Genomic DNA, 19,739 nt, shown 5'->3' with positions numbered 1-19,739 from the left:
AACGATACGGGACCGCCCGCGCGGGAGTCGGCTGTTCCGGTGCGTGGGGGCCCGCCGCCCCGGTGTGCCACCCGAACCGGACCCTGCCCTCTAGGCTGGTGGGGTGACCACGCCGCCCGTTCCGGAGATTCCCCCGCGCTTCACCGATCCGCGCCCGGTACTGGCCGTGGGCACCATCGGTTTCCTGATCGCGACGGTGGCGGTGTGGGCGAACGACGCGTGGGCGACCGCGCGTCCGGTCTGCCTGATGGGTCTGGCGGTGGGTCTGCTCGGCTACACGATCTTCACGATTCAGCGCCGGAGCGCGCGGCGCGGGGACAAAGGCGCACAGCTCGGTCTGGATTAGCGGGCCCCGGGGCCGGATTAGCACCAGAAGCGACTGGTCGGCCGTCCAGTGGGGTCTGACAAAACGAACTTGCGGACCGTGCGAATTGACTGCACGCGCCTCGGACGCTTAACTCCCTGGAGTGTCCTCCCGATTGAGCGTCGAAGAACGACGGGCCCACCTTATCGAGGCAGCCATCGGCCTTGCCGAAAAAAAGGGCGTGGCAGGAGTTACCACGCGCGATGTTGCCCAGGCAGCCGGTGTTTCCCTCGGTGTGGTGCATTACTGTTTCGAAAACAAAGATCAGCTGATGACCGAGCTGGTCAAGGCACTCTCGATGGAATTGCGCGATTCCGTCGATGCCAACGAAACGGTATGGCAGGACGTCGGAACCGGAAAAGACGCGCTGCAACAATTGGTGCGCACCGGTCTGGAACTCATGTGGCTCAACATCGAAGCCACTCCGGAGCGCCAACTACTCACCTACGAAACCACCACCTACGCCCTACGCGAAGGCGAACAGACGCCCGCGAAACTCGCCATCGCACGCGAGCAGTACACCTTCAACGACTCCACGGTCGCCGACGTCATCGAACACGCGCGCGAAGCCACCGGCACCTCCTGGACCGTTCCCGTCGACACGCTGTCCCGTTTCATATTGGCGGCCATCGACGGCATCGTGCTGCGCTGGCTGGTCGACAACGACAGCGCCGCTGTCCGTCAGCAATTGGACGTCCTCGCCACCACCGTGGCAGCCCACTCGGCCTGACCCGGGCCTCCCCCGCTCCGGCGCGGGCACTGTGCAGCATCGCCCGCGCCGGACCCGAATTCGCCTGCCCGCCTGTGTATCTCATCCAGGCCGGGCCCGCGCACTTCCATTCGGGCCGGCGCGCATCCTCAGCGACGCGAGAAGTTCTGCGGCTGCGCCTGCACGTGGGTGATATCGCCCTCCCGCCACCACGCGACCGTCACCGTGGCCTCGAACGCACCCGTCAGCCGGACCCGGAGTTCATCGTGCACCACGAGACCGCCTGCGGGCAGCGGCAAGTCGAACTGCAGGCGCAGCAGCACGCCCAGCGGCTCGGCGGTCCAGCTGGTCTCCCGGCCGGTGCTCACCACCTCCGCCGTCACCGCCTCGGAGGCCAGCGGCAGGTCCAGCAGCGTGGCCAGCGGGCGCGCCGACGCCAGGTCACCCACGACCAGCCGGTCGGCGGGCAGCGCCGGGCCCAGCCACGGGCGATCCAGCACCAGGGCGTCGCCGGCCGGGATCACCTCGCCGGTGAGGGCGCGCACCTGACCCGGCAGCACCAGATCCTCGGTCTCCAGGCGGCCCGCGTCGAGCGCCTCGGCCAGATACCGGTACGTCTGTGAAATCGATTCCGGGGTGGGCATTCTCGCCGGATCGGCGAGGGCGTCGAGGAGTTCCTCGGCCAGCGCGGGGGTGAGCACCTCCGGGTCGGCGAGCACGCCGCGCAGCACCGCCAGATCGTTCGCGTCGAAGCCCGGCAACTGCGGGAGCAGACCCGCGAAGAGAGTGTCATCCGGGTGGCGCAGCAGGCCCAGCTGAATGCCGTCGATGTGGGCGTGGTGGCGCAGCCACCAGGCGGTGTAGCCGTCGCGGTCCGCGAGCAGCCGGCGGGTCGTCTCATCGGACAGCAACAGCCGCAGCGCCTCCGGCCATTCGGCGTCGTCCACCAGGTCCAGATCGCGGACCGCCACCAGTTCGGCCGGATCCTCGACCAGACCCTCCCACCAGGTCTCCTCGTCGTCGAGGTGGTGGTCCGGACCGGTCGGATCCGACTCGGCGACCAGGGTGAAGCTCCAGCCGACGCCGATGGCGCGCAGGGCCTCCCGGCCGTAGCGCTCGAGCACGCCGGCGTCCACGGTGGTGAAGGGCGAATCCTCGACGAGCACGCGGGCCAGCGGCGCATCGGGCAGCAGTAGTTCGTCGGCCGGCGTCGATTCGCCGTCGACATCGGGCAATTCGACCAGGCCCAGCCAGGACGGGAGGACACCCGGCGCGGCCAGGGTGGTGGCCGCCAGCTTCAGCACCGCGTCGACGGTGTCCGGATCGCTCGGATCGTCCTCCAGCACCGCCTGCAGCCCGGCGTCATTGAGCAGATCCTCCGGGGTGGCCGGGCGCGCGCCCAGCCGGCCCAGCAGCTCGTGCGCTGCCTCCGGGTGCACCAGACGTGCCCAGTGCACCGGAATCGCCTGTTCCAGACGGTCGTCCAGCACCACCGTGCGCGGCCCGGTCACCAGGCGGCCGTCGGTCAGCGGCACCGCCAGCGCGCCCAGTTCCTCCACCGCCAGCGGATCCACCGCGAACGGCTCCAGGGCGTCGTAGAGCGAATACCACCACTGCGGTTCACGCTCCAGGCTGCTCGACAGCTCGGCGATCCGCGCCAGGCCGATCCGGTGCACATCCAGCACGGCGAGGGCATCGGCGTACATGCGGCCGGACAGCTCCGGAATCACCAGGGGGCCGAGCATGTCCGCCAGCAGATCGGCCAATTCCACTGTCGCACCGGTGAATACGGTGGCCCGGCGCGGCGAGGCGACGTTCTCCCGCGAATCCGCGCCCGCACGCGGAGTTTCGGCGATCGCCGATTCATCCACAACGATCCCCAGGTCCGCTGGGGATGGTTCCTCGAACTCGGACGGGCCGAAGGTCGCGACCACGTCGTGCGGTCCGATGGCGTCGTGGGGTTCGACCGAGTCGCCGGGCACTTCGTCCTGGGCCGGAAGATCCCACAGCGGCAGGGTTTCCTGCTCCCATGCCGCGCTCGCCTTGGCGGTCGGCGCGGCGGCCGAGTCGACGTCCGGCGCGGCGGCCAGTTCGAGCGCGGCCGCGGTATCGGGATCGCCCGATGCCTGAACCTCATCGGCCTCGGCACCACTGCCGGCCGGCACGGCGGCTTCCACCGCGCCGAACGCGGCGTCGAATTCTTCTGGTACCGGGGCGTATTCGGCAGCGCGTTCCGGACGGCCGGTGAGGACCGGAAGCCATTCGTTGTCGCGGAGCTCGGCGATCAGGGCCTCGCGGAGCAGGCCGTCGGCCTCACTGCGGGCGAAACCGGGAGTGGGGACCACGACCAGGCGGTCGCGCGGCGGCAGGGAGCGTGCGAACGCGGCGTAACCGGCAGCCAGGGCGGTCAGGTGCGCGCCGGGGAGCAGGCGGCGGCGGTCCGGCTGCATCGGGATGTCGGCGATGAGCAGGGCCGGGATGGACAGCTCCTCGTCGGAGCGAGTGGGTGCGCGCAGCACATCGGGCCGGGTCGCGATCGGGCGGCCGTCGCGCACGGGCAGCAGCCAGCGGGCGCGCTCGGTGCGGTACTGCCACCACACGCGCTCATCGGAATTCGGGCCGGTGACCCGCAGTTCCGTGAGGCCGTCACCGAGTTCCCGCTCGGCACTGACGATCTCGTCGTCACCGATCCGGATGGCGTGCAGCGCGGGCAGTTCCAGCAGCAGATCGGCCGCCTCCGACCGCATCTCCGCGAGCAGGGCGACGGTGTCCACGCTCTCGCGCAACCGCAGCACGATCTCACTGTCGAAGCCGTTCACGGGCTTCTCCGCGGTGGCCCAGGCCAGTCGCAGCGCGGGCGGCTCGAAATCCTCCGGCGTCTGCGGGATCTCGATGCCCGCCACGCCGAGCAGCGCCCAGGTCTCGGCCCGTGAGAACCGCACCGAGCCGCCGGTCGAACGGAACTCCACCTCGTCCGACACCGTCAGCACAGCGGTGAATCCCACGCCGAACTGCCCGACGGCCGCGGCGTCCGTCTTCCCCGAGGCCCGCAGCGCGGTGAGCGCGTGCACGCCCGAAACATCCAGCGGCGCACCGGTATTGGCCACGTGCAGGGTGCGGCCGTCCAGCCACACCGCGATCCGCCCGTCGACGCCCGCCTTGGCGGCCGCGTCGGCGGCGTTCTGCGCCAGCTCGGTCAGCAACCGGTCCCGGTATCCGGCCCGGACCAGGTCCGCCTCCGTGGCGGCGTCCTCCCGCAACCGGGTGGGCGACCCACGCCAGGCGGCCACCACCCCGGCCCGCAGCTCCGCCGTCCCGAACGGATCCCCCACATCGGTCGCGACCACGCCCTACACCCCTTCCGCACAACCGTTGATGGCACGCCAGAGCCAAGCATCCGGGTATCTCACAGAACTCCGGCGCGATCCATCGAAAACCGCACCCGCCGCCGGGAATCCGGCGGCGCTACAACCTATCCGGGCGATCGCCTCAGCGCGACTCGGCCGAACCGGTCTCGGGCTCCACCCGCACCGCATTCACGGCCCACGCATCGTCGTACACCGCATCCGGATCGCCCACCTCGAACAACCCGGCCGCGCCGGAATCATCCGCGGCCACCGACTTCTCGGACGCTCCCGCAGCGTCGCCGTTCTCGGACGCTCCCGCCGACTCGCCGTTCTCGGGTGCCACCGAAACAGCGGCGACCTCGACGTCCGCATCGACCACGCCCGCCCGCACATCCGCGGCATCAGTCAGGCCCGTCGCCGGATCGGCGTCAGCCGCAACGCTCGTGTCCGCAGCGACCGTGTCGGTCTCCGCAGTCCGAACCGCGCCAGATTCGTCCGCCTCGCCCGATTCCACCTCGGCCACAGCGGCAAGTTCAGCTTCCACGGCCTCGGTCGTCGCGGCAGCGTCAGCGGTCGCGGCAGGCTCGGCGGCAGCGTCAGCGGTCGCGGCAGGCTCAGCGGCAGCGTCAGCAGTCGCAGCGACGTCAGCGGTCGTGGCGACGTCAGCGGTCGTGGCGGCATCGGCCGTCGCGTCGGCGTCCGTCGCTGTGGGCGTCGAATCAGTGTCGCTCGCAGGCGCTTCCGCACCCGCTGCCGCGCCGGATTCGTCCGCTTCGCCGTTCTTTGCGGATTCCGCTTCCGCCACGGTGGTTTCGGTGCGCAGGTCGGTGGTGGGGAACAGGTCCACGGCGGCGTCGTCGTAGGCCTCGTAGAGGGGAGAGCCGCTGCCGGTGGGGAGTTCGACGTCCGAGTGGGCGCCGCAGCCGTAGGCGACGTGGACCACATGGCCGTTGGCGCCCATGGCATTGGCGCAGACGCCGAAGGCAGCGCCCAGCGCGCCGGCCATGGGAACGAAGAAGCCGCAGCGGCCGCAGGTGGACGGGGCGGCCCGGGCCATGTCGGTGTCGGGGCCGTATTCGGAGAACCAGCGGTCGGCGGCCTCCTCGCGACCCTCGCGGGAGAGCACCTGGGTGCGGCCGAGCCCGATCTCGAGGGCGACCTCGTCGACGGCCGGGTCACCGGTGGCGACATAGCCGGGTACCAGGCGCGGGTCGCCGAGCGGCGGGGCCAGCAGATCGCCGGGCGCGAGATCGCCGGGGCGGATGCGCTGTTCCCACGGGATGAAGTCGGGCGCCACCAGCGCGTCCGGCCCGGGCAGCAGCGCCGACTCGCTCACCGTGGCACTGGTCGCCTCGGGCGGCGCGGCCACCACGACCGCCCACTGCCAGCCGCGATAGCCGGGCAGTGTGGCCGCGAAGTGATGGGTGGCCGAGGATTCGTCCTCGCCGGTCACGCCCAGATGCGCGCCCACCCCGACCGGTTCCAGGTCCAGGAGCGCACGGCGGGCCAGCTCGACCGCCTCCGCCAGGATCGGCCGCATACCGGACTCCGAAACTCCAACCGCGCTCACGCCCTACATTTTGCCGTATGGAGCGCAAACGCCGTGCACCGGTAGCGGCCGCCACGATCACGCTGTCCACGGCGCTGGCCCTGGCCGCGACCGCGACCGGCTGCACCAGCAGCGACAACACGCCGAAGCTGCGGGTCGAGGTGGTCGCCACCCGGCCGCACGACCCGGGCGCGTTCACCGAGGGCTTGGAGATTGACGGGTCGGTTCTCTACGAGGGCACCGGACTCGCCGGCAATTCCCATATCCGGGCGACGGACCTGAACACCGGCACCGAACTCGCCCGCGCCGACCTGCCCGCGCCCCTGTTCGGCGAGGGCATCACCCGGGCCGGCGACGTGCTGTGGCAGCTCACCTACAAGGACGGCCTGGCCATCGCCCGCGACCCGGGCACCCTCGCTGAACTACGCACCACGCATTTCGACGGCGAGGGCTGGGGCCTGTGCACCCGGGACGATCGCGTGCTCATGAGCAATGGCAGCTCGACCCTCACCTTCCGCGATCCGCGCACTTTCGCGATCACCGGGAGTGTGGCGCTGACCAGCCACAAGGACGCCAAGCTCAACGAACTGGATTGCGCCCCCGACGGTTCCGTCTACGCCAACACCTGGCCGACGAACACCATCCTGCGCATCGATCCGGGCACCGGCGAGGTCCTCGCCGCGATCGACGCCTCCGGCCTGCTCCCCCGCAGCGCACGCACCCCCGACACCGACGTCCTCAACGGCATCGCCCACCTCCCCGGCACCGACCACTTCCTCCTCACCGGCAAGAAGTGGCCGACGTCCTATGAGGTGCGTTTCGTCCCTGCCTGATCCGGTCCATCGCGACCGGTCGCTACGAACTTGTGGCGGCCCACACCGGCCGTAGTGCAGCCACCGGCCGACGGCACTGCAAGAATTGGGTGCGTGACTCCTCCCCGTGACCCCGGTGCCGACCCAGGTCGCTGGGACGACGAGGACTCTCCCATGATCGAACGGCACCCGGGGTACGACCGCTATCCGCCCGCGAACCGCGCGGGCCGCCGACCCGTCCCGCCGGGCGACGAGAGCGAAGTGCCGGAATTCCTGGCCCGGCGTACGTCCGCGCGTCCCACCGACCGGCCGTCGAGGTCGCGTGGCGAATCTCCGCGCAGCTCAGGTGGCGAACCGCCGCGCGAACCGGAGGGCCGGACCTCGCGCTGGGCGCGCCGCCGCCATGACAAGGCCGCAACGGATGACAGGGCCAAGGACAACCCGCCGACTCGGCCGTACGAGACCCAGCCGCCCAACGGAACTGCGAGCGAGCCGGAAACGTGGCAGCGGCCGCACGACTTCGGCACCACGCGACGGGTGCGCTACGACCCGGAGTCCGGAAACTTCCCGGAGCCCAAGCGCTCGCACCGCCACGAGCCACGTAGTCACGACCCGAAGCCCTCGCGCTCGCACGACTCCGAACGGTACGACGCGGAGTCCGCGTCCCGATCCCGATCGCACGAGCCGGAATCCGCGCCGCCCGCACACCGCGATCAGGGTCATCCGACGCGCCCCGACAACACGCGGCGGGCGCACACCGAACCTCCGCACCAGGAAGCGGCTCACACGCAATCGTTTTCGCACGAGGCCGACCCGGATGCCCAGGACAGCGGCGGGCTGCACAAGCCGCCCCGCAAGCTGACCGTCACCCGGGTCGCGGCACGCCGCAGCATCGAGCTGACGCAGAGCGGTTTCGCGACCTTCCAGCGCGCCGCCAAGGCCGACGGGGCCGAGGAGTCGGGTCTCACCGCGCTGATCTACGCCACCATGGCCAACTTCGCCACCGACGCCGCGATCGCGGTGGCCCTGGCCAACACGCTGTTCTTCGCGAGCGCCACGGCGGAGTCCAAAACCAAAGTGGCGCTGTACCTCTTGATCACGATCGCCCCGTTCGCGGTGATCGCCCCGGTCATCGGCCCCATGCTGGACCGGCTGCAACGCGGTCGCCGGGTCGCGCTGGCCGGCTCGTTCGCGCTTCGGGTGTTCATCGCCGGGCTGCTCATCTTCAATATCGACAACTGGGCGCTGTACCCGCTCGCGCTGTGCATGATGATCCTCAGCAAGTCGTTCTCGGTGCTGAAGTCCGCAGTCACGCCGCGTGTCCTGCCACCGGGAATCGACCTGGTGCGCACCAACTCCCGGCTCACCGTGTTCGGCCTCGTCGGCGGCACCATGGGCGCCGGTGCGGTGGCCGCGCTTTGTGCCAAGGTCGCGGGCTCCACCGGTGCGCTGCTGTTCGCCGCGGCGCTGGCGGCGGCCGGAATGATCCTGAGCCTGCGCATCCCATCCTGGGTGGAGGTCACCGAGGGCGAGGTCCCGGCCACCCTCGGCTATCACGGCAACGACGCCCGCACCGAGGTGCTGGACCCGAGTCGGGCCGACACGGTGCAGCCGAGCAAACGCCGTCAGCCCCTGGGCCGTTCGGTGGTGACCGGGCTGTGGGGCAACAGCACCGTACGAATCCTGACCGGCTTCCTCACCTTCTACGGTGCATTCGTCGCCAAGTCCACCGAGCACCGGGCCGTGCAACAGGTGGCGATGCTGGGCGTCATCGTCGTGGCCGCGGGTATCGGCAATTTCGCGGGCAATGCCTCCGGCGCGCGTATGAAACTCGGCCGCCCGCAATTGATCGTGGTCAGTTGCACCGCAGCGTGCGTCGGCGTCGCGGTGCTGGCAGCGGTGATGGGCAACCTGATGGGCGCCGCGATCGCCACCCTGATCGCCTCGGGCGCGAGTGCCCTGGCCAAGGTCTCGCTCGACGCCTCCATCCAGGACGATCTCCCACCCGAATCCATCGCCTCCGGTTTCGGCCGCTCCGAGACCGTGCTGCAGCTTTCCTGGGTGATCGGCGGTGCGATGGGTGTGATGCTGCCGCCGACCTGGTGGATCGGTTTCACCGTGGTCTCGTCGGTGATGGCGCTGGGCTTGATCCAAACCGTGGTCAGCTACCGTGGTCATTCGCTGCTGCCCGGTTTGGGCGGTAACCGACCTCAGCACGCCAAGCAGGAGATCCCCGCCGCGCACGGCGCGGGGGAACCCACCCAGTGACGGACAGGAAGCCCCGGTGAACCAATCCAAAGCCCGCACGATCATCGCTCTGCTGGCGGTTCTAGTCGTGGTGGCAGTGGCCTATTTCGCCGCGATCGTTGTCATCGCCCGCCACACCACCAAGCCGGATCCGCAGATCACCGCGTACGCGCACGGGAAGTCGGTGTCGGTGAATCCGTTCCTGTACTGCGACCTCGAGGTGTCGAAGGACCGGCTGGCGATCGGCAAGTGCAATTCCACCCAGTCCGTCTCCGATCTCGATGTGCCCCCGGGCGCGACGGTGCAGATCTCGCTGCCCAAGGAGGTCGCCGACGCGCCGTGGGAGATGCTGATCGGCTACCGCCTGCCGAACAACACGGTCGACGCGGAGGTCCTGACCTACAAGCAGCCCTGGCGGCTGTCGGGCAAGCCGGAGCGGGATAAGGATCCCAAGTACGACAAGCCGCTCACCCTGACCATCAAGACCCCGCCGACCGAGCACGTGCGCCTGGCCATCATGGAACTGCATCTGCCGATTCCCGCCCGTGACGAGAACGGTAACGAGGGCGTCATCTCCCGCGGGATCTGGGCGCTGCACACCCCCGCGTTCGACCCCGCGCTCTTCAGCTGAGATCCCGCCTGCCGCAACAACGCAACGGGCCCCGGTGATGGAATCACCGGGGCCCGTTGACTTCTCGTCACGACCTAGTGGTCGAGCTCCCGCGCCACGCCACGCACCACTTCGGCGATGCGCTGGGCGGTCTTGCGGTCGGGGTACTTGCCGCGGCGCAGATCCGGCTGCACCTTGGTCTCCAGCAGCGTGATCATGTCCTCGATGAGGCCGTGCAGCTCGTCGGGGCTCTTGCGGTTGATGGGGGCGTCATTGCGCCCGCCGCCGCGACGGTCGCCGCGCTCGCCACGGCCGCCGCGCTCCTCGCGCAGCGAGGGGGTCTCCAGCAGCTTCAGCGAAAGCGCCTGCGGGCCACGGCGACCCGCCGCCATTCCGAATTCGACGCGCTGGCCCGGTTTGAGGGCCTCCACGCCATCGGGCAGCGCCGACGATCGAACATAGACGTCCTCACCCTCATCCTGGGAAAGGAAGCCGAAGCCCTTTTCGACGTCGTACCACTTCACCTTGCCGGTCGGCACTGCGCTCACCCGTTCGTCATTCAAGCCCGGGCAGCCGGGCACATTCGTGGTCGCCGGCGCATGCGCCGGCGACCTTTCCTTTTGCGAAAAGAACGCGCCCCACACAGCTATGCAGGACGCGACTGACACCGAGTCTACCCCGGTGCGAATAGCGCAAGCACATCAGTTTTACGGTTCAGAGGTGTCCGACACTTCTTCCAAGCAGGCCCCTCGCGGTTCCGCGAGCTGGCTGCTGTATATCGCCTTGGGCCTGTTCGCGATTGGATTGCTGGCGGTGTTCGCGATCTTCGGCGTGCATCTGCTGACCGATGCGAAGCCGGGCCTGTGGCTGTATCTGCTCGCCATGTGCGCGCCGCTGGGCTTCCTGCTCGCGGTGGTCTACGCGCTCTGGTCGGGCCGCCGTTCCCGCTGACCGTCCGGGTCGGGATCGGGAGTCTGCCGACACGCGGGCGGCGGCACGGAGATTGCCCAGTTCGTTACCCGAGCATGTGTGTGATCTTTGTCACATAACGAGAAGGTCACAGAGCGGTGACAGACGCCTATCGGCGGGGACTCGCCGTGACCACCTGCGAAGAAGCCATCCGGAACCCCTTGCGCCGGTTGGCGACCCGGACAGACACAGCGGTTACCAAATGGTGATTTTTGGCGGCGGTCGTCGTAGTGTCTTCCTCGCCGGGTCAGCCCGGCGCCACCGGCCCGCCGCACCGAACTTCGCCCCGCGGGTACCGGACCCCCAACTGGAGAAAAGGGGCGAAGACGAGGAACAGCGCACATCCAGTGCGCCGGGCCGGACGACCTCTCAGTTCGACCCCGGTAGTCGGCCTCGCAGGCGCGTACGAGAGGAAAGACCCGAAAATGAGTGGACGCCATCGCAAGCCGACCAACACCGGCCGCACTGTCGCCAAGGTTGCCCTGACGGGCATCGCTCTCGGCGGCGCCGGAGTGGCCATGGCAGGTAACGCCAGCGCGGCACCCGACTCCGACTGGGATCGCCTCGCACAGTGCGAAGCCGGCGGCAACTGGGGCATCAACACCGGCAACGGTTTCCAGGGTGGGCTGCAGTTCTCGCCCGGCACCTGGAACGCAGCGGGCGGCGGCGAATACGCCCCCACCGCCAACCAGGCCAGCCGCGAGCAGCAGATCGCGGTCGCCGAGAAGGTGCTCGCCACACAGGGCTGGGGCGCCTGGCCCACCTGCTCCTCGAGCCTCGGCCTGACCAGCGGATCCACGCCGCGGACCGCCCCCGCGCCCGCGACCTCGGACACCCCCCAGTGGAACCCGCAGCAGGCGGGCCCCGGCAGCGGCTCGGACGGCACCCAGGAAGTCTTCCAGGCGGTGGACCGCGCCATCGCGGTCGCCCAGTCGCAGGGCGTCAACATCCCGCAGCCCGCACTGGATTTCCTCAACGCCACCAAGGCCAACGGCACCAAGCTGGACCCCAGCATCGTGAACTTCTTCGAGGCGAACAAGGGCCTGCTGCCCCAGTAGCAACTCGTTCCCTCTTCGGAATGCCCCGCATCAATGCCGATGCGGGGCATTCGGCGTTTCTGCGTGTCCGATTGCCCGCGTTGCTCTTAACGCAGTGCCGGAGGGGGCGGTCCCGATGGCCGCATGCCAGAATGGGCGCGTGGTGAACAAATCGAACAAACCCTATGTCGACAATGGCTGGCCGGACATGGCCAATGGCGATCACGCGGTCACCGAACTCTCGTCGACCCGTTCCGGTGGTCTGTCCCCTTACGGCGAGGACACCGAGTTCCCGCTGCCGGCCGATCAGCTGCCCTACGTGCACCCGCACACCATCGTCAACCGCTGATCCGACGCACGACCGACAACCATGCGGTTAACGGCGCTCGTTCCCGGGCGGCCGCCGCGTATACGACCACAGGCCCGCGGGGCGGGCACAACGCCAGCAGCCCCACCTACCGCCTGGTCGCCGCGGCGGCCGCTGAACCGCGTCCGCACCGTGCCCGATGAACCGCGCCACGGCATTCCCCGACATGCCGGCTGCCCGATGGATCGGGTGAAGTGACCGACCTCCCCACCCCAGCCACGACCGCCGACGCGGCCGCCCGTCCCGCCAAGTCCGCGAAATCCGCCGCCCGCGCGGATGTGACTCTGGCCGAATGGCTTTCCAAGCGCAGCGACGCGGATCTCGTGACGCTGCTGCAGCTGCGGCCCGATCTGGCCGTCCCCCTGCCCGGTTCGATGGCCGTGCTGGCCGCGCGGACCGAACAGCGCGCCTCGGTGCTGCGCGCGGGCGACGAGCTGGACACCCTCGACTTCGCCGTCATCGAAACCCTTGTGGTGCAAGGAGCCGGAGACGGCGGCCGCGGTGTGCCACTGCCCGCCAAGACCCTGCGCAAGCTGCTTTCGGACCGGGTACCGGCGGCCACGGTCAATGCCGCGCTGCAGAAGCTGCGCGCCCGCGCCCTCGTCTGGGGTCCGGATACCGCCCTGCGCGTCACACCCGCCGCCCAGGAGGCCCTCCCGTGGCCGCTGGGCAGTACCACCGAACTGCCCGACTCGCTCACCGAACCCGAGATCACGGCGGCCCTGGCCGCGTCCACTCCGCAGGAGCGGACTCTGTTGGAGAAGCTGGCCGGCACCGGCCCGCGCGGGCGGACCCGCGATGCCGCGCCCGGCACCCCCTCCGAGCGCCCGGTGCAGCGGCTGCTGGCGCATCGGCTGCTGAACTGGATCGACGAGGAGACCGTGGAGCTGCCGGCCTCGGTCGGGCAGGTGCTGCGCAACGAGCCGGTCAGCGATCCGCATGCGCTGGTGCCGCCGCACCCGGATTCGACCAAGCACGCTCCCGCCGACATCAATGCGGTGGCCGCGGGCGAGGTGGGAGAACTGCTGCGGCACAGCGCGGCCGTGCTGGACGCGCTGGGCGGGTCACCCGCCCCGGTGCTGCGCTCCGGCGGTCTCGGCGTCCGCGAGCTGCGCCGCGTCGCCAAGCAGACCGGCATCGACGAGAACCGGGTCGGCCTGCTGGCCGAAATCCTCACCGCGGCCCGGCTGATCGGCAAGGGCACTCCCGAACCCGCGCCCGACAGCGACGGTGCCGAGGACTACTGGACGCCCACCACCACCGCCGACGCCTGGCTCGCGGTGGTGCCGCCGCGGCGCTGGACGGTGCTGGCGCAGGCCTGGCTGGACCTGGATCGGTTCCCGTGGATGATCGGCCTGCGCGACGCCAATGACAAGCCCCTGGCCGCGCTGTCGGCGGAGCTGCGGTATGTGCACGCCGTTCGCGACCGGCACGCCGTGCTGGGCGTGCTGGCCGAATTCCCGCCCGGCACCGAGATTTCCGCCGCCGACCTGGGCCGGATCCTGGCCTGGCGACAGCCGCGCCGGCGACGGCACTACCGGCTGGAGGCGGTGGCGAACACGCTGGCCGAGGCCGAGGCGCTCGGGCTGGTGGCGCGCGGGGCCGTCAGCTCGGCGGGCCGGGCCCTGCTGCACGGCAGTCCCGAGGACGCCGAATCGGAGATGGCGATCGCGCTGCCGGAGCCGGTGGACCACGTCCTGGTGCAGGCGGATCTGACGGTCATCGCGCCCGGTCCGCTCACCCCGGAACTCCAGGACCGGGTCGCCATGGTCGCCGATGTCGAATCCGCGGGCGCCGCAACGGTTTACCGCATCAGCGAGACCTCGGTGCGCCGGGCGCTGGACGCGGGCGCGACAGCCGCGGAACTGCACAATCTGTTCATCACGCACTCCCGCACCCCGGTCCCCCAGTCGCTGACCTATCTCATCGACGATGTGGCCCGCCGCCATGGACGCCTGCGCGCGGGCATGGCGCAGAGCTTCCTGCGCAGTGAGGACCCGACGCTGCTGGCAGAGGTGCTGGCCGCGCCCGTGGCCGGCGAACTCGCGCTGCGCGCCGTGGCCCCGACCGTCGCCATCTCACAGGCGCCGCTGGGCGAGGTGCTGGAGCGCCTGCGCGCCGCGGGTTTCAGCCCGGCGGGCGAGGATTCGTCCGGCGCCATCGTCGACCTGCGCCCCCGCGGGGCCCGCCTGTCCGCGCGAGGCCAGCAGCGCCCGAACTGGCGGCCCAACCCGCCGAGCGCCGAACAGCTCGAATCCCTGGTCGCCGAACTCCGCGCGGGCGAACGCGCCGCCAATGTCCGCCCCGGCCAGGCGGTGCGCTCCGACGGATCCCGCACCAGCACCGCCGCCACCCTCAACCTGCTGCAGCTGGCCGCCCGCACCCGCCGCCCCGTCCACATCGGTTACGTGGACGCCCAGGGCGTCGCCACCCAGCGCGTGGTCGAACCGCTCAAGGTCGGCGGCGGCCAGCTGGACGCCCTGGATCCGGTCACCGGTGCGGTCCGCCACTTCACACTGCACCGCATCGCCTCGGTCGCCCTGGTGGAATAGCGGCCTCGGTCGCCCTCGAACAGGAAAAGCCCGGTACCCGAACGACATTCGTCATGTCGTCCGCGTACCGGGCCGCAAGTCCCGAGCGCTGGGCTACCCCTTCGGGCTGCCCAGGCAGAACGTGGTCTTCGGGTCGTGAATGATGCGGAAGCTGGTGGCGGTGCTGGCGTCACAGGCGAATTCGTCGTCCTGGCCTTCGATCCGCTTGAGCACCTTGAAGGACGCCTCGGGAGCCGTGCACGCCACGTACTTGTAGCCGGTGGACGGGCTCTCGTTGTAGCAGGCGCCCTCCTTGAAGTTCGGGCTCAGGCACAGGAACGCGGTGGTGCCGCCATTGAGGGACTCCTCGTAGGAGGTCTCCTCCTCCTTGCAGTCGGTCTTCTTGTCGTAGACCGCCGCGACCTTGTACACCGCCTTCTGGTCGGAGCAGTCGACCGGGGCCGTCTTCGAGTCGGTGGCCGAGCCTTCGATGACGTTGATGCAGTCGCCCACCTTGGACTTGGCGGTGTCGGACTTACTGGCGTCCTTGAGCATCGAACAGCCGGAAACGGCCAGCACGGCCACGGCCACCGCCACGAGGGCGAGTACGAGGCGCACCAGCGTCCTCGTTCCTGCGAACTTCACTAGCGAAAACCTTTCTCACCGAACAATTCACGGCTGTGAACGCGGTGAGAATACCTGTGTGCCGCCTGCACGCGCATCCGACATGGGGGTTATATCAGAACCGCATGATTTTCTCAGTGCAGCATGGACAGCCCGCGCATGCCCAGCCACGAGAGGTTCACGAGGATGGTGGGGAGGGCATTGAGCAACTGCAGGCTGAAGGCGTTCACGGTCTGTACCTCTCGATCGGATCAAACTGGGCGCAGGTCCAACATTGTCCCTGCGCCCTGTGTCGCTCCCCACCCTCGACTCGTTACATAAGCACATCAACGGGTTTCGCGCATCAGTGCGCCGAACCGGTCCCCGATCCGGTGCCCGCCGAACCACTGGCCGAGCCACTGTCGGCCGAGCCACTCGCCGAACCACTGTCGGCCGAGCCGCTCGCCGAACCACTGTCCGCGGAACCGGTCCCGATCGGACCACTCGGCACGGTCGCGCCCTTCGAGCCCGGCCGGTTGACATAGACGGTCACGGGCGTCGAGGCATCCGCCTCCACCGTGACCACCCGGGCACCCGCCGCAGAGGTGACATGGCCGCCGTCGACCCGTACCGCGTACCCGTTCGGATAGTGCACATCGGACACGTAGATCTCGGTCGGCCCACTCGCCGGGCGCGGGGTGTACCGGTAGGCGAAGTCACCGGTGTCGGGATCGAAGATCATCCGCCCCGGCGTGCCGGCGGTGGCCTGCGGATAGGTCCGCACCAGTTGCTTGCCGACATCCCCGAGGAAGGGGTCCGGCTTCGGCCCGCCCGCGCCGAACCGCGAGGTGTAGGCCCAGTACTGCCAGCTGACGAAGCGCTCGTCGGCGCGGCTGAGGGTATTGCTCAGTACGGACGCGTCGCCGTCACCGAATTCGGTGACCAGGGTGGGCAACTGGGTGCGGGCGGTGAAGGCGTCGATATTGCCCCAGGTCTTGGCCTGCTGCACCGGGCACAGACCGCGCAGGAAGGCGGGCAGTCCCGAATAGATGGCGAGCTGGCTCGGGACGCAGTAGTCGTGCGGGGCGAAGGCGATGTCGGGCGCGCTGATCGGCGGATTCTTGCCCAGATTGGTGGGCATGGTCTCGTTCCAGGTGACATTGGGTTCCCACAGCACCATGAGGTCGCCATTGCGGCCGCGCACGGCATCGGTCAGCTTCTGCATGGCCGCCTGGTATTTGACGTCGAAGCCCGGACAGCCGTTCGGGAAACAGGACAGGAAGGCCGAACCCGGCCACGGCTCGTTCAGCAGTTCGATGCCCAGCGCGCCCGGGTGTCCGCTCACCCGCGCCGCGAGCGCCCCGAGCGCGTCACCCAGGTAGTCGAGCACTCCGTAACTGTTGTTCCAGACCTCGTCCCAGCCGGAGTTCATGCTGGGCATCAGGTAGTAGAACGGGAAGCCGACATTGGGCTCCAGGCCGCTGGGCCGCGCGTGGATGGCCCACTCGGGAAAGCCGTTGCCGCCCCAGATGCTCGAGAGTCCGTCCTGGTGGTTGTCGAGCAGGGTGTGAATCCCGTACTGCGCCAAGGTGTCCACCACGCCGGCGACACGATCGAGGTAGGCGGTGTCGACCACACCCTTGGTCGGCATGAGCGCGTCGAAGGAGACGCCGAGGCGCACGGTGTTGAAACCGTGCCGCGCGAGCAGCGCCGCATCGTCGGCGGTGACGGTGAGGCCGTCGCCGGGTTCGAGGAAGGGCGGCTCCTTGTCGACATTGTTGACCCCGTGCAGCAGGACGACGCGGCCGCTGTCGTCGACGAACCGCGCGCCGTCGGTATGGAGCCGCGCGAGCGCGGAGCCCTCGGGCGCGGCCTGGGCTACGGCGGCGGGCGCGATCAGCGCACCCGCCAGTGCGGCGGTGAGCAGTCCGCGGATCCAGCGTCCGGCGCGTCCGCGCCCGATCCGGGCCGTGGTGGTCCTGTGTATCGGCATCCTTGTTCAGTTCTTTCAGGTCAATCGTCCAAATGGACATCCGTCCAAGTTTTGAGTGATCGTAGCCACCGAAACTCGGGGCTTGACCGTTTTCACGAGATCGATCAGCCATTCCCCGGCCGGTCACGTGCGCCCTTAGCGAAAAGGACGCAGGTCACGTGGCTTTGTCGGTGGCTTCCTGGAGAATGGACCAGGCCCATTCGGGCTCGGACAAAGCCAGGAGGTGTCGTGACCGACGGTCCACTCATCGTGCAGAGCGACAAGACGCTGCTGCTGGAGGTCGACCACGAGTCGGCCGATGCGGCGCGGCAGGCCATCGCGCCGTTCGCGGAACTGGAGCGCGCGCCCGAGCATGTGCACACCTATCGGGTGACGCCGCTCGCGCTGTGGAACGCCCGCGCGGCCGGGCACGACGCCGAGCAGGTGGTGGACGCGCTGGTCAGCCACAGCCGGTACGCGGTGCCGCAGCCACTGCTGGTGGACATCGTCGACACCATGGCCCGCTACGGGCGGCTGCAGCTGGTCAAGCATCCCGCGCACGGACTGGTGCTGGTCAGCCTGGATCGCGCGGTGCTGGAAGAAGTGCTGCGGCACAAGAAGATTCAGCCCATGCTGGGCGCGCGCCTCGACGACGACACGGTGGTCGTGCATCCGTCCGAGCGCGGGCGCATCAAGCAGATGCTGCTCAAGATCGGCTGGCCCGCCGAGGATCTCGCCGGGTACGTGGACGGCGAGGCCCACGAGATCAACCTGGACTACGAGTCCAGCGAGTGGCATCTGCGCGACTATCAGGAAATGGCCGCGGAATCCTTCTGGGCGGGCGGGTCCGGCGTGGTCGTGCTGCCCTGCGGCGCGGGCAAGACCATGGTGGGCGCGGCGGCCATGGCCAAGGCGAAGGCCACCACGCTGATCCTGGTCACCAATACCGTGGCCGGGCGGCAGTGGCGGCGCGAGCTGCTGGCCCGCACCTCGCTGACCGAGGACGAGATCGGCGAATACTCCGGTGAGCGCAAGGAGATCCGCCCGGTCACCATTGCCACGTACCAGGTCATCACCCGCAAGACCAAGGGCGAGTACCGGCATCTCGAGCTCTTCGACAGCCGGGACTGGGGCCTGGTCATCTACGACGAGGTGCATCTGCTGCCCGCCCCCGTCTTCCGCATGACCGCCGACCTGCAGTCGCGCCGCCGACTCGGACTGACCGCCACCCTGGTCCGCGAGGACGGCCGCGAGGGCGATGTGTTCTCGCTGATCGGCCCCAAGCGCTACGACGCGCCGTGGAAGGACATCGAGTCGCAGGGCTGGATCGCGCCCGCGGACTGCATCGAGGTGCGGGTCACCCTGACCGACGCCGAGCGCATGACTTACGCGACCGCCGAGCCGGAGGAGCGCTACAAGCTGTGCTCCACCGCGCGCACCAAGCTGCCGGTGGTGGAATCGATCCTGGCCCGGCACCAGGACGCGCCGAGCCTGGTGATCGGGGCCTACCTGGATCAGCTGGACGAACTGGGCGAGCATCTGAACGCGCCGGTCATCCAGGGTTCCACCCGCACCAGGGAGCGCGAGGAGCTCTTCGACGCCTTCCGCCGCGGCGAGATCCCGGTGCTGGTGGTGTCGAAGGTGGCCAATTTCTCCATCGACCTACCGGAAGCCTCGGTGGCGGTGCAGGTTTCGGGCACGTTCGGGTCGCGGCAGGAGGAGGCGCAGCGGCTCGGACGGCTGTTGCGCCCCAAACACGACGGCGGCCAAGCTCACTTCTATTCCGTGGTCGCACGTGACACGCTGGACGCCGAGTATGCCGCGCACCGGCAGCGTTTCCTGGCGGAGCAGGGGTATGCCTATCGCATCACCGATGCGGACGACCTGCTGGGGCCGACGATAGGATAAGTGGAGGAAGAGCCTCCATAAGGCGGGAGGGACGTACGTGCGGCGCTTCGAATTCGCGGTGGATCGCGACCATGCCCGGGCGGTCAACGAGGTCGTCGCGTACCTGCGGCGGCTTCGCATCTGGGCGTACAGCGCGGCCGTCGGGCTGGGACTGGGCACGGCATTCCTGATCTGGGTGAACCACCCCTGGTCCTGGCTGCTGGCGGTGGCGTTCCTGCTCGCCGCGGTGACCGCGCTGTTCATCGGGTACTGGACGCCGCATCGCGGCCGGGTGGACAAGCTGTACGCCGCCGGCGATCTGGTGCCCGCGGTGGTGTCGGAGACCCACGGGAACGGGGCCACCCTGCTGGCCCTGGTCGATCTGGCCAAGCCGAATACCGCGGGGCCCCGCTACGCGCTGGTGACCCGCACGGTCCGCTCACTACCCGGGCATCGGGCCCGGGCCGGGGAGCGCGTGCCCGCGGTGACCGTGCGGGTGGACCGCGCGCCCGGCCCGGTCGGGGATCTGTGGCAGTCGGTGAGCGCCATGCCCATTGCCTGGGGCACCCGGGATCTGAACATCATCGAGCGGGCCCGCGGCGCCATCAACGAGGTGGAGTGGAAGCTGCTCACCGACAATCTGGACCTGGCCACCAAGGTGCGCGGCGCGGACGCCAAGCGCCTGCTGCTGGACCCGCAGCAGCTGCCGGAAGAACTGCGCGGCTGAACAATCCG

At 69.5% G+C, this 19,739-nt stretch carries 16 protein-coding genes; 11 read left to right on the top strand and 5 right to left on the bottom strand.

Going from position 1 to position 19,739, the window contains the following annotated elements:
- Window positions 1-103: 103 nt before the first annotated feature.
- Together ACQP1O_RS03320 and ACQP1O_RS03315 are read left to right on the top strand one after the other, a co-directional pair.
- Window positions 104-346 (top strand): DUF2530 domain-containing protein, encoded by a 243-nt coding sequence (locus ACQP1O_RS03320; RefSeq protein WP_379397883.1) that lies wholly within the window; start codon window positions 104-106, stop codon window positions 344-346.
- 133 nt (window positions 347-479) lie between these two features.
- A complete protein-coding gene (locus tag ACQP1O_RS03315) occupies window positions 480-1,094 on the top strand; it encodes a TetR/AcrR family transcriptional regulator (protein WP_433564434.1) in 615 nt (204 codons plus the stop codon).
- 128 nt (window positions 1,095-1,222) lie between these two features.
- Here the strand turns inward: ACQP1O_RS03315 and ACQP1O_RS03310 are convergent, their stop codons facing one another.
- Together ACQP1O_RS03310 and ACQP1O_RS03305 are read right to left on the bottom strand one after the other, a co-directional pair.
- Window positions 1,223-4,420 carry a sacsin N-terminal ATP-binding-like domain-containing protein gene (locus tag ACQP1O_RS03310; protein WP_433564433.1) on the bottom strand — a complete coding sequence of 1,066 codons (3,198 nt, stop codon included), beginning with the start codon at window positions 4,418-4,420 and terminating at the stop codon, window positions 1,223-1,225.
- Window positions 4,421-4,562: 142 nt separating this feature from the next.
- Window positions 4,563-5,990 carry a DUF3027 domain-containing protein gene (locus tag ACQP1O_RS03305; protein ID WP_433564432.1) on the bottom strand — a complete coding sequence of 476 codons (1,428 nt, stop codon included), beginning with the start codon at window positions 5,988-5,990 and terminating at the stop codon, window positions 4,563-4,565.
- 17 nt (window positions 5,991-6,007) lie between these two features.
- Here ACQP1O_RS03305 and ACQP1O_RS03300 point away from each other — a divergent pair, with 17 nt between their 5' ends.
- The 3 genes from ACQP1O_RS03300 to ACQP1O_RS03290 all read left to right on the top strand — a co-directional run bounded on the left by ACQP1O_RS03300 (window position 6,008) and on the right by ACQP1O_RS03290 (window position 9,659).
- Window positions 6,008-6,802: a glutaminyl-peptide cyclotransferase gene (locus ACQP1O_RS03300; RefSeq protein WP_433564431.1), complete on the top strand. Its 795-nt coding sequence runs from the start codon at window positions 6,008-6,010 to the stop codon at window positions 6,800-6,802.
- A 516-nt stretch (window positions 6,803-7,318) separates the two neighbouring features.
- Window positions 7,319-9,049 (top strand): MFS transporter, encoded by a 1,731-nt coding sequence (locus ACQP1O_RS03295; protein ID WP_433567568.1) that lies wholly within the window; start codon window positions 7,319-7,321, stop codon window positions 9,047-9,049.
- A gap of 16 nt (window positions 9,050-9,065) precedes the next feature.
- Window positions 9,066-9,659 (top strand): DUF2771 family protein, encoded by a 594-nt coding sequence (locus tag ACQP1O_RS03290; protein WP_433564430.1) that lies wholly within the window; start codon window positions 9,066-9,068, stop codon window positions 9,657-9,659.
- 74 nt (window positions 9,660-9,733) lie between these two features.
- Here the strand turns inward: ACQP1O_RS03290 and ACQP1O_RS03285 are convergent, their stop codons facing one another.
- The gene (locus ACQP1O_RS03285; RefSeq protein WP_364606729.1) at window positions 9,734-10,177 is read right to left on the bottom strand and encodes a cold-shock protein; all 444 of its coding nucleotides are present in this window, start codon (window positions 10,175-10,177) and stop codon (window positions 9,734-9,736) included.
- Window positions 10,178-10,358: 181 nt separating this feature from the next.
- On the opposite strand from ACQP1O_RS03285, the gene ACQP1O_RS03280 reads away from it, so the two are divergent.
- The 4 genes from ACQP1O_RS03280 to ACQP1O_RS03265 all read left to right on the top strand — a co-directional run bounded on the left by ACQP1O_RS03280 (window position 10,359) and on the right by ACQP1O_RS03265 (window position 14,563).
- Window positions 10,359-10,589 (top strand): hypothetical protein, encoded by a 231-nt coding sequence (locus tag ACQP1O_RS03280; protein WP_433564429.1) that lies wholly within the window; start codon window positions 10,359-10,361, stop codon window positions 10,587-10,589.
- Window positions 10,590-11,032: 443 nt separating this feature from the next.
- A complete protein-coding gene (locus ACQP1O_RS03275; protein ID WP_433564428.1) occupies window positions 11,033-11,665 on the top strand; it encodes a transglycosylase family protein in 633 nt (210 codons plus the stop codon).
- Window positions 11,666-11,804: 139 nt separating this feature from the next.
- Window positions 11,805-11,993: a hypothetical protein gene (locus ACQP1O_RS03270; protein WP_356999003.1), complete on the top strand. Its 189-nt coding sequence runs from the start codon at window positions 11,805-11,807 to the stop codon at window positions 11,991-11,993.
- A gap of 212 nt (window positions 11,994-12,205) precedes the next feature.
- Window positions 12,206-14,563, top strand: a complete 2,358-nt coding sequence (locus ACQP1O_RS03265; RefSeq protein WP_433564427.1) for a helicase-associated domain-containing protein — start codon at window positions 12,206-12,208, stop codon at window positions 14,561-14,563.
- Between the two features lie 93 nt (window positions 14,564-14,656).
- Here the strand turns inward: ACQP1O_RS03265 and ACQP1O_RS03260 are convergent, their stop codons facing one another.
- Together ACQP1O_RS03260 and ACQP1O_RS03255 are read right to left on the bottom strand one after the other, a co-directional pair.
- Window positions 14,657-15,187 carry an LppU/SCO3897 family protein gene (locus ACQP1O_RS03260; protein ID WP_433564426.1) on the bottom strand — a complete coding sequence of 177 codons (531 nt, stop codon included), beginning with the start codon at window positions 15,185-15,187 and terminating at the stop codon, window positions 14,657-14,659.
- 322 nt (window positions 15,188-15,509) lie between these two features.
- The gene (locus ACQP1O_RS03255; protein WP_433564425.1) at window positions 15,510-17,138 is read right to left on the bottom strand and encodes a cellulase family glycosylhydrolase; all 1,629 of its coding nucleotides are present in this window, start codon (window positions 17,136-17,138) and stop codon (window positions 15,510-15,512) included.
- 228 nt (window positions 17,139-17,366) lie between these two features.
- Between ACQP1O_RS03255 and ACQP1O_RS03250 the strand changes: the two genes are divergently transcribed.
- On the top strand, window positions 17,367-19,025 hold the full coding sequence (locus ACQP1O_RS03250) for a DNA repair helicase XPB (RefSeq protein WP_433564424.1): 1,659 nt from the start codon (window positions 17,367-17,369) through the stop codon (window positions 19,023-19,025).
- A gap of 37 nt (window positions 19,026-19,062) precedes the next feature.
- Window positions 19,063-19,731 carry a DUF3239 domain-containing protein gene (locus tag ACQP1O_RS03245; RefSeq protein WP_379382956.1) on the top strand — a complete coding sequence of 223 codons (669 nt, stop codon included), beginning with the start codon at window positions 19,063-19,065 and terminating at the stop codon, window positions 19,729-19,731.
- Window positions 19,732-19,739 lie beyond the last annotated feature (8 nt).

This window comes from Nocardia sp. CA-151230 (assembly GCF_050942175.1).
Classification (GTDB): domain Bacteria; phylum Actinomycetota; class Actinomycetes; order Mycobacteriales; family Mycobacteriaceae; genus Nocardia.
This window is presented reverse-complemented; position numbering and strand designations above follow the sequence as displayed.

Coding starts and splice junctions, on each gene's coding strand:
- ACQP1O_RS03300 (WP_433564431.1), top strand. CDS start 6,008: ATGGAGCGCAAACGCCGTGCACCGGTAGCGGCCGCCACGATCACGCTG.
- ACQP1O_RS03275 (WP_433564428.1), top strand. CDS start 11,033: ATGAGTGGACGCCATCGCAAGCCGACCAACACCGGCCGCACTGTCGCC.
- ACQP1O_RS03255 (WP_433564425.1), bottom strand. CDS start 17,138: ATGCCGATACACAGGACCACCACGGCCCGGATCGGGCGCGGACGCGCC.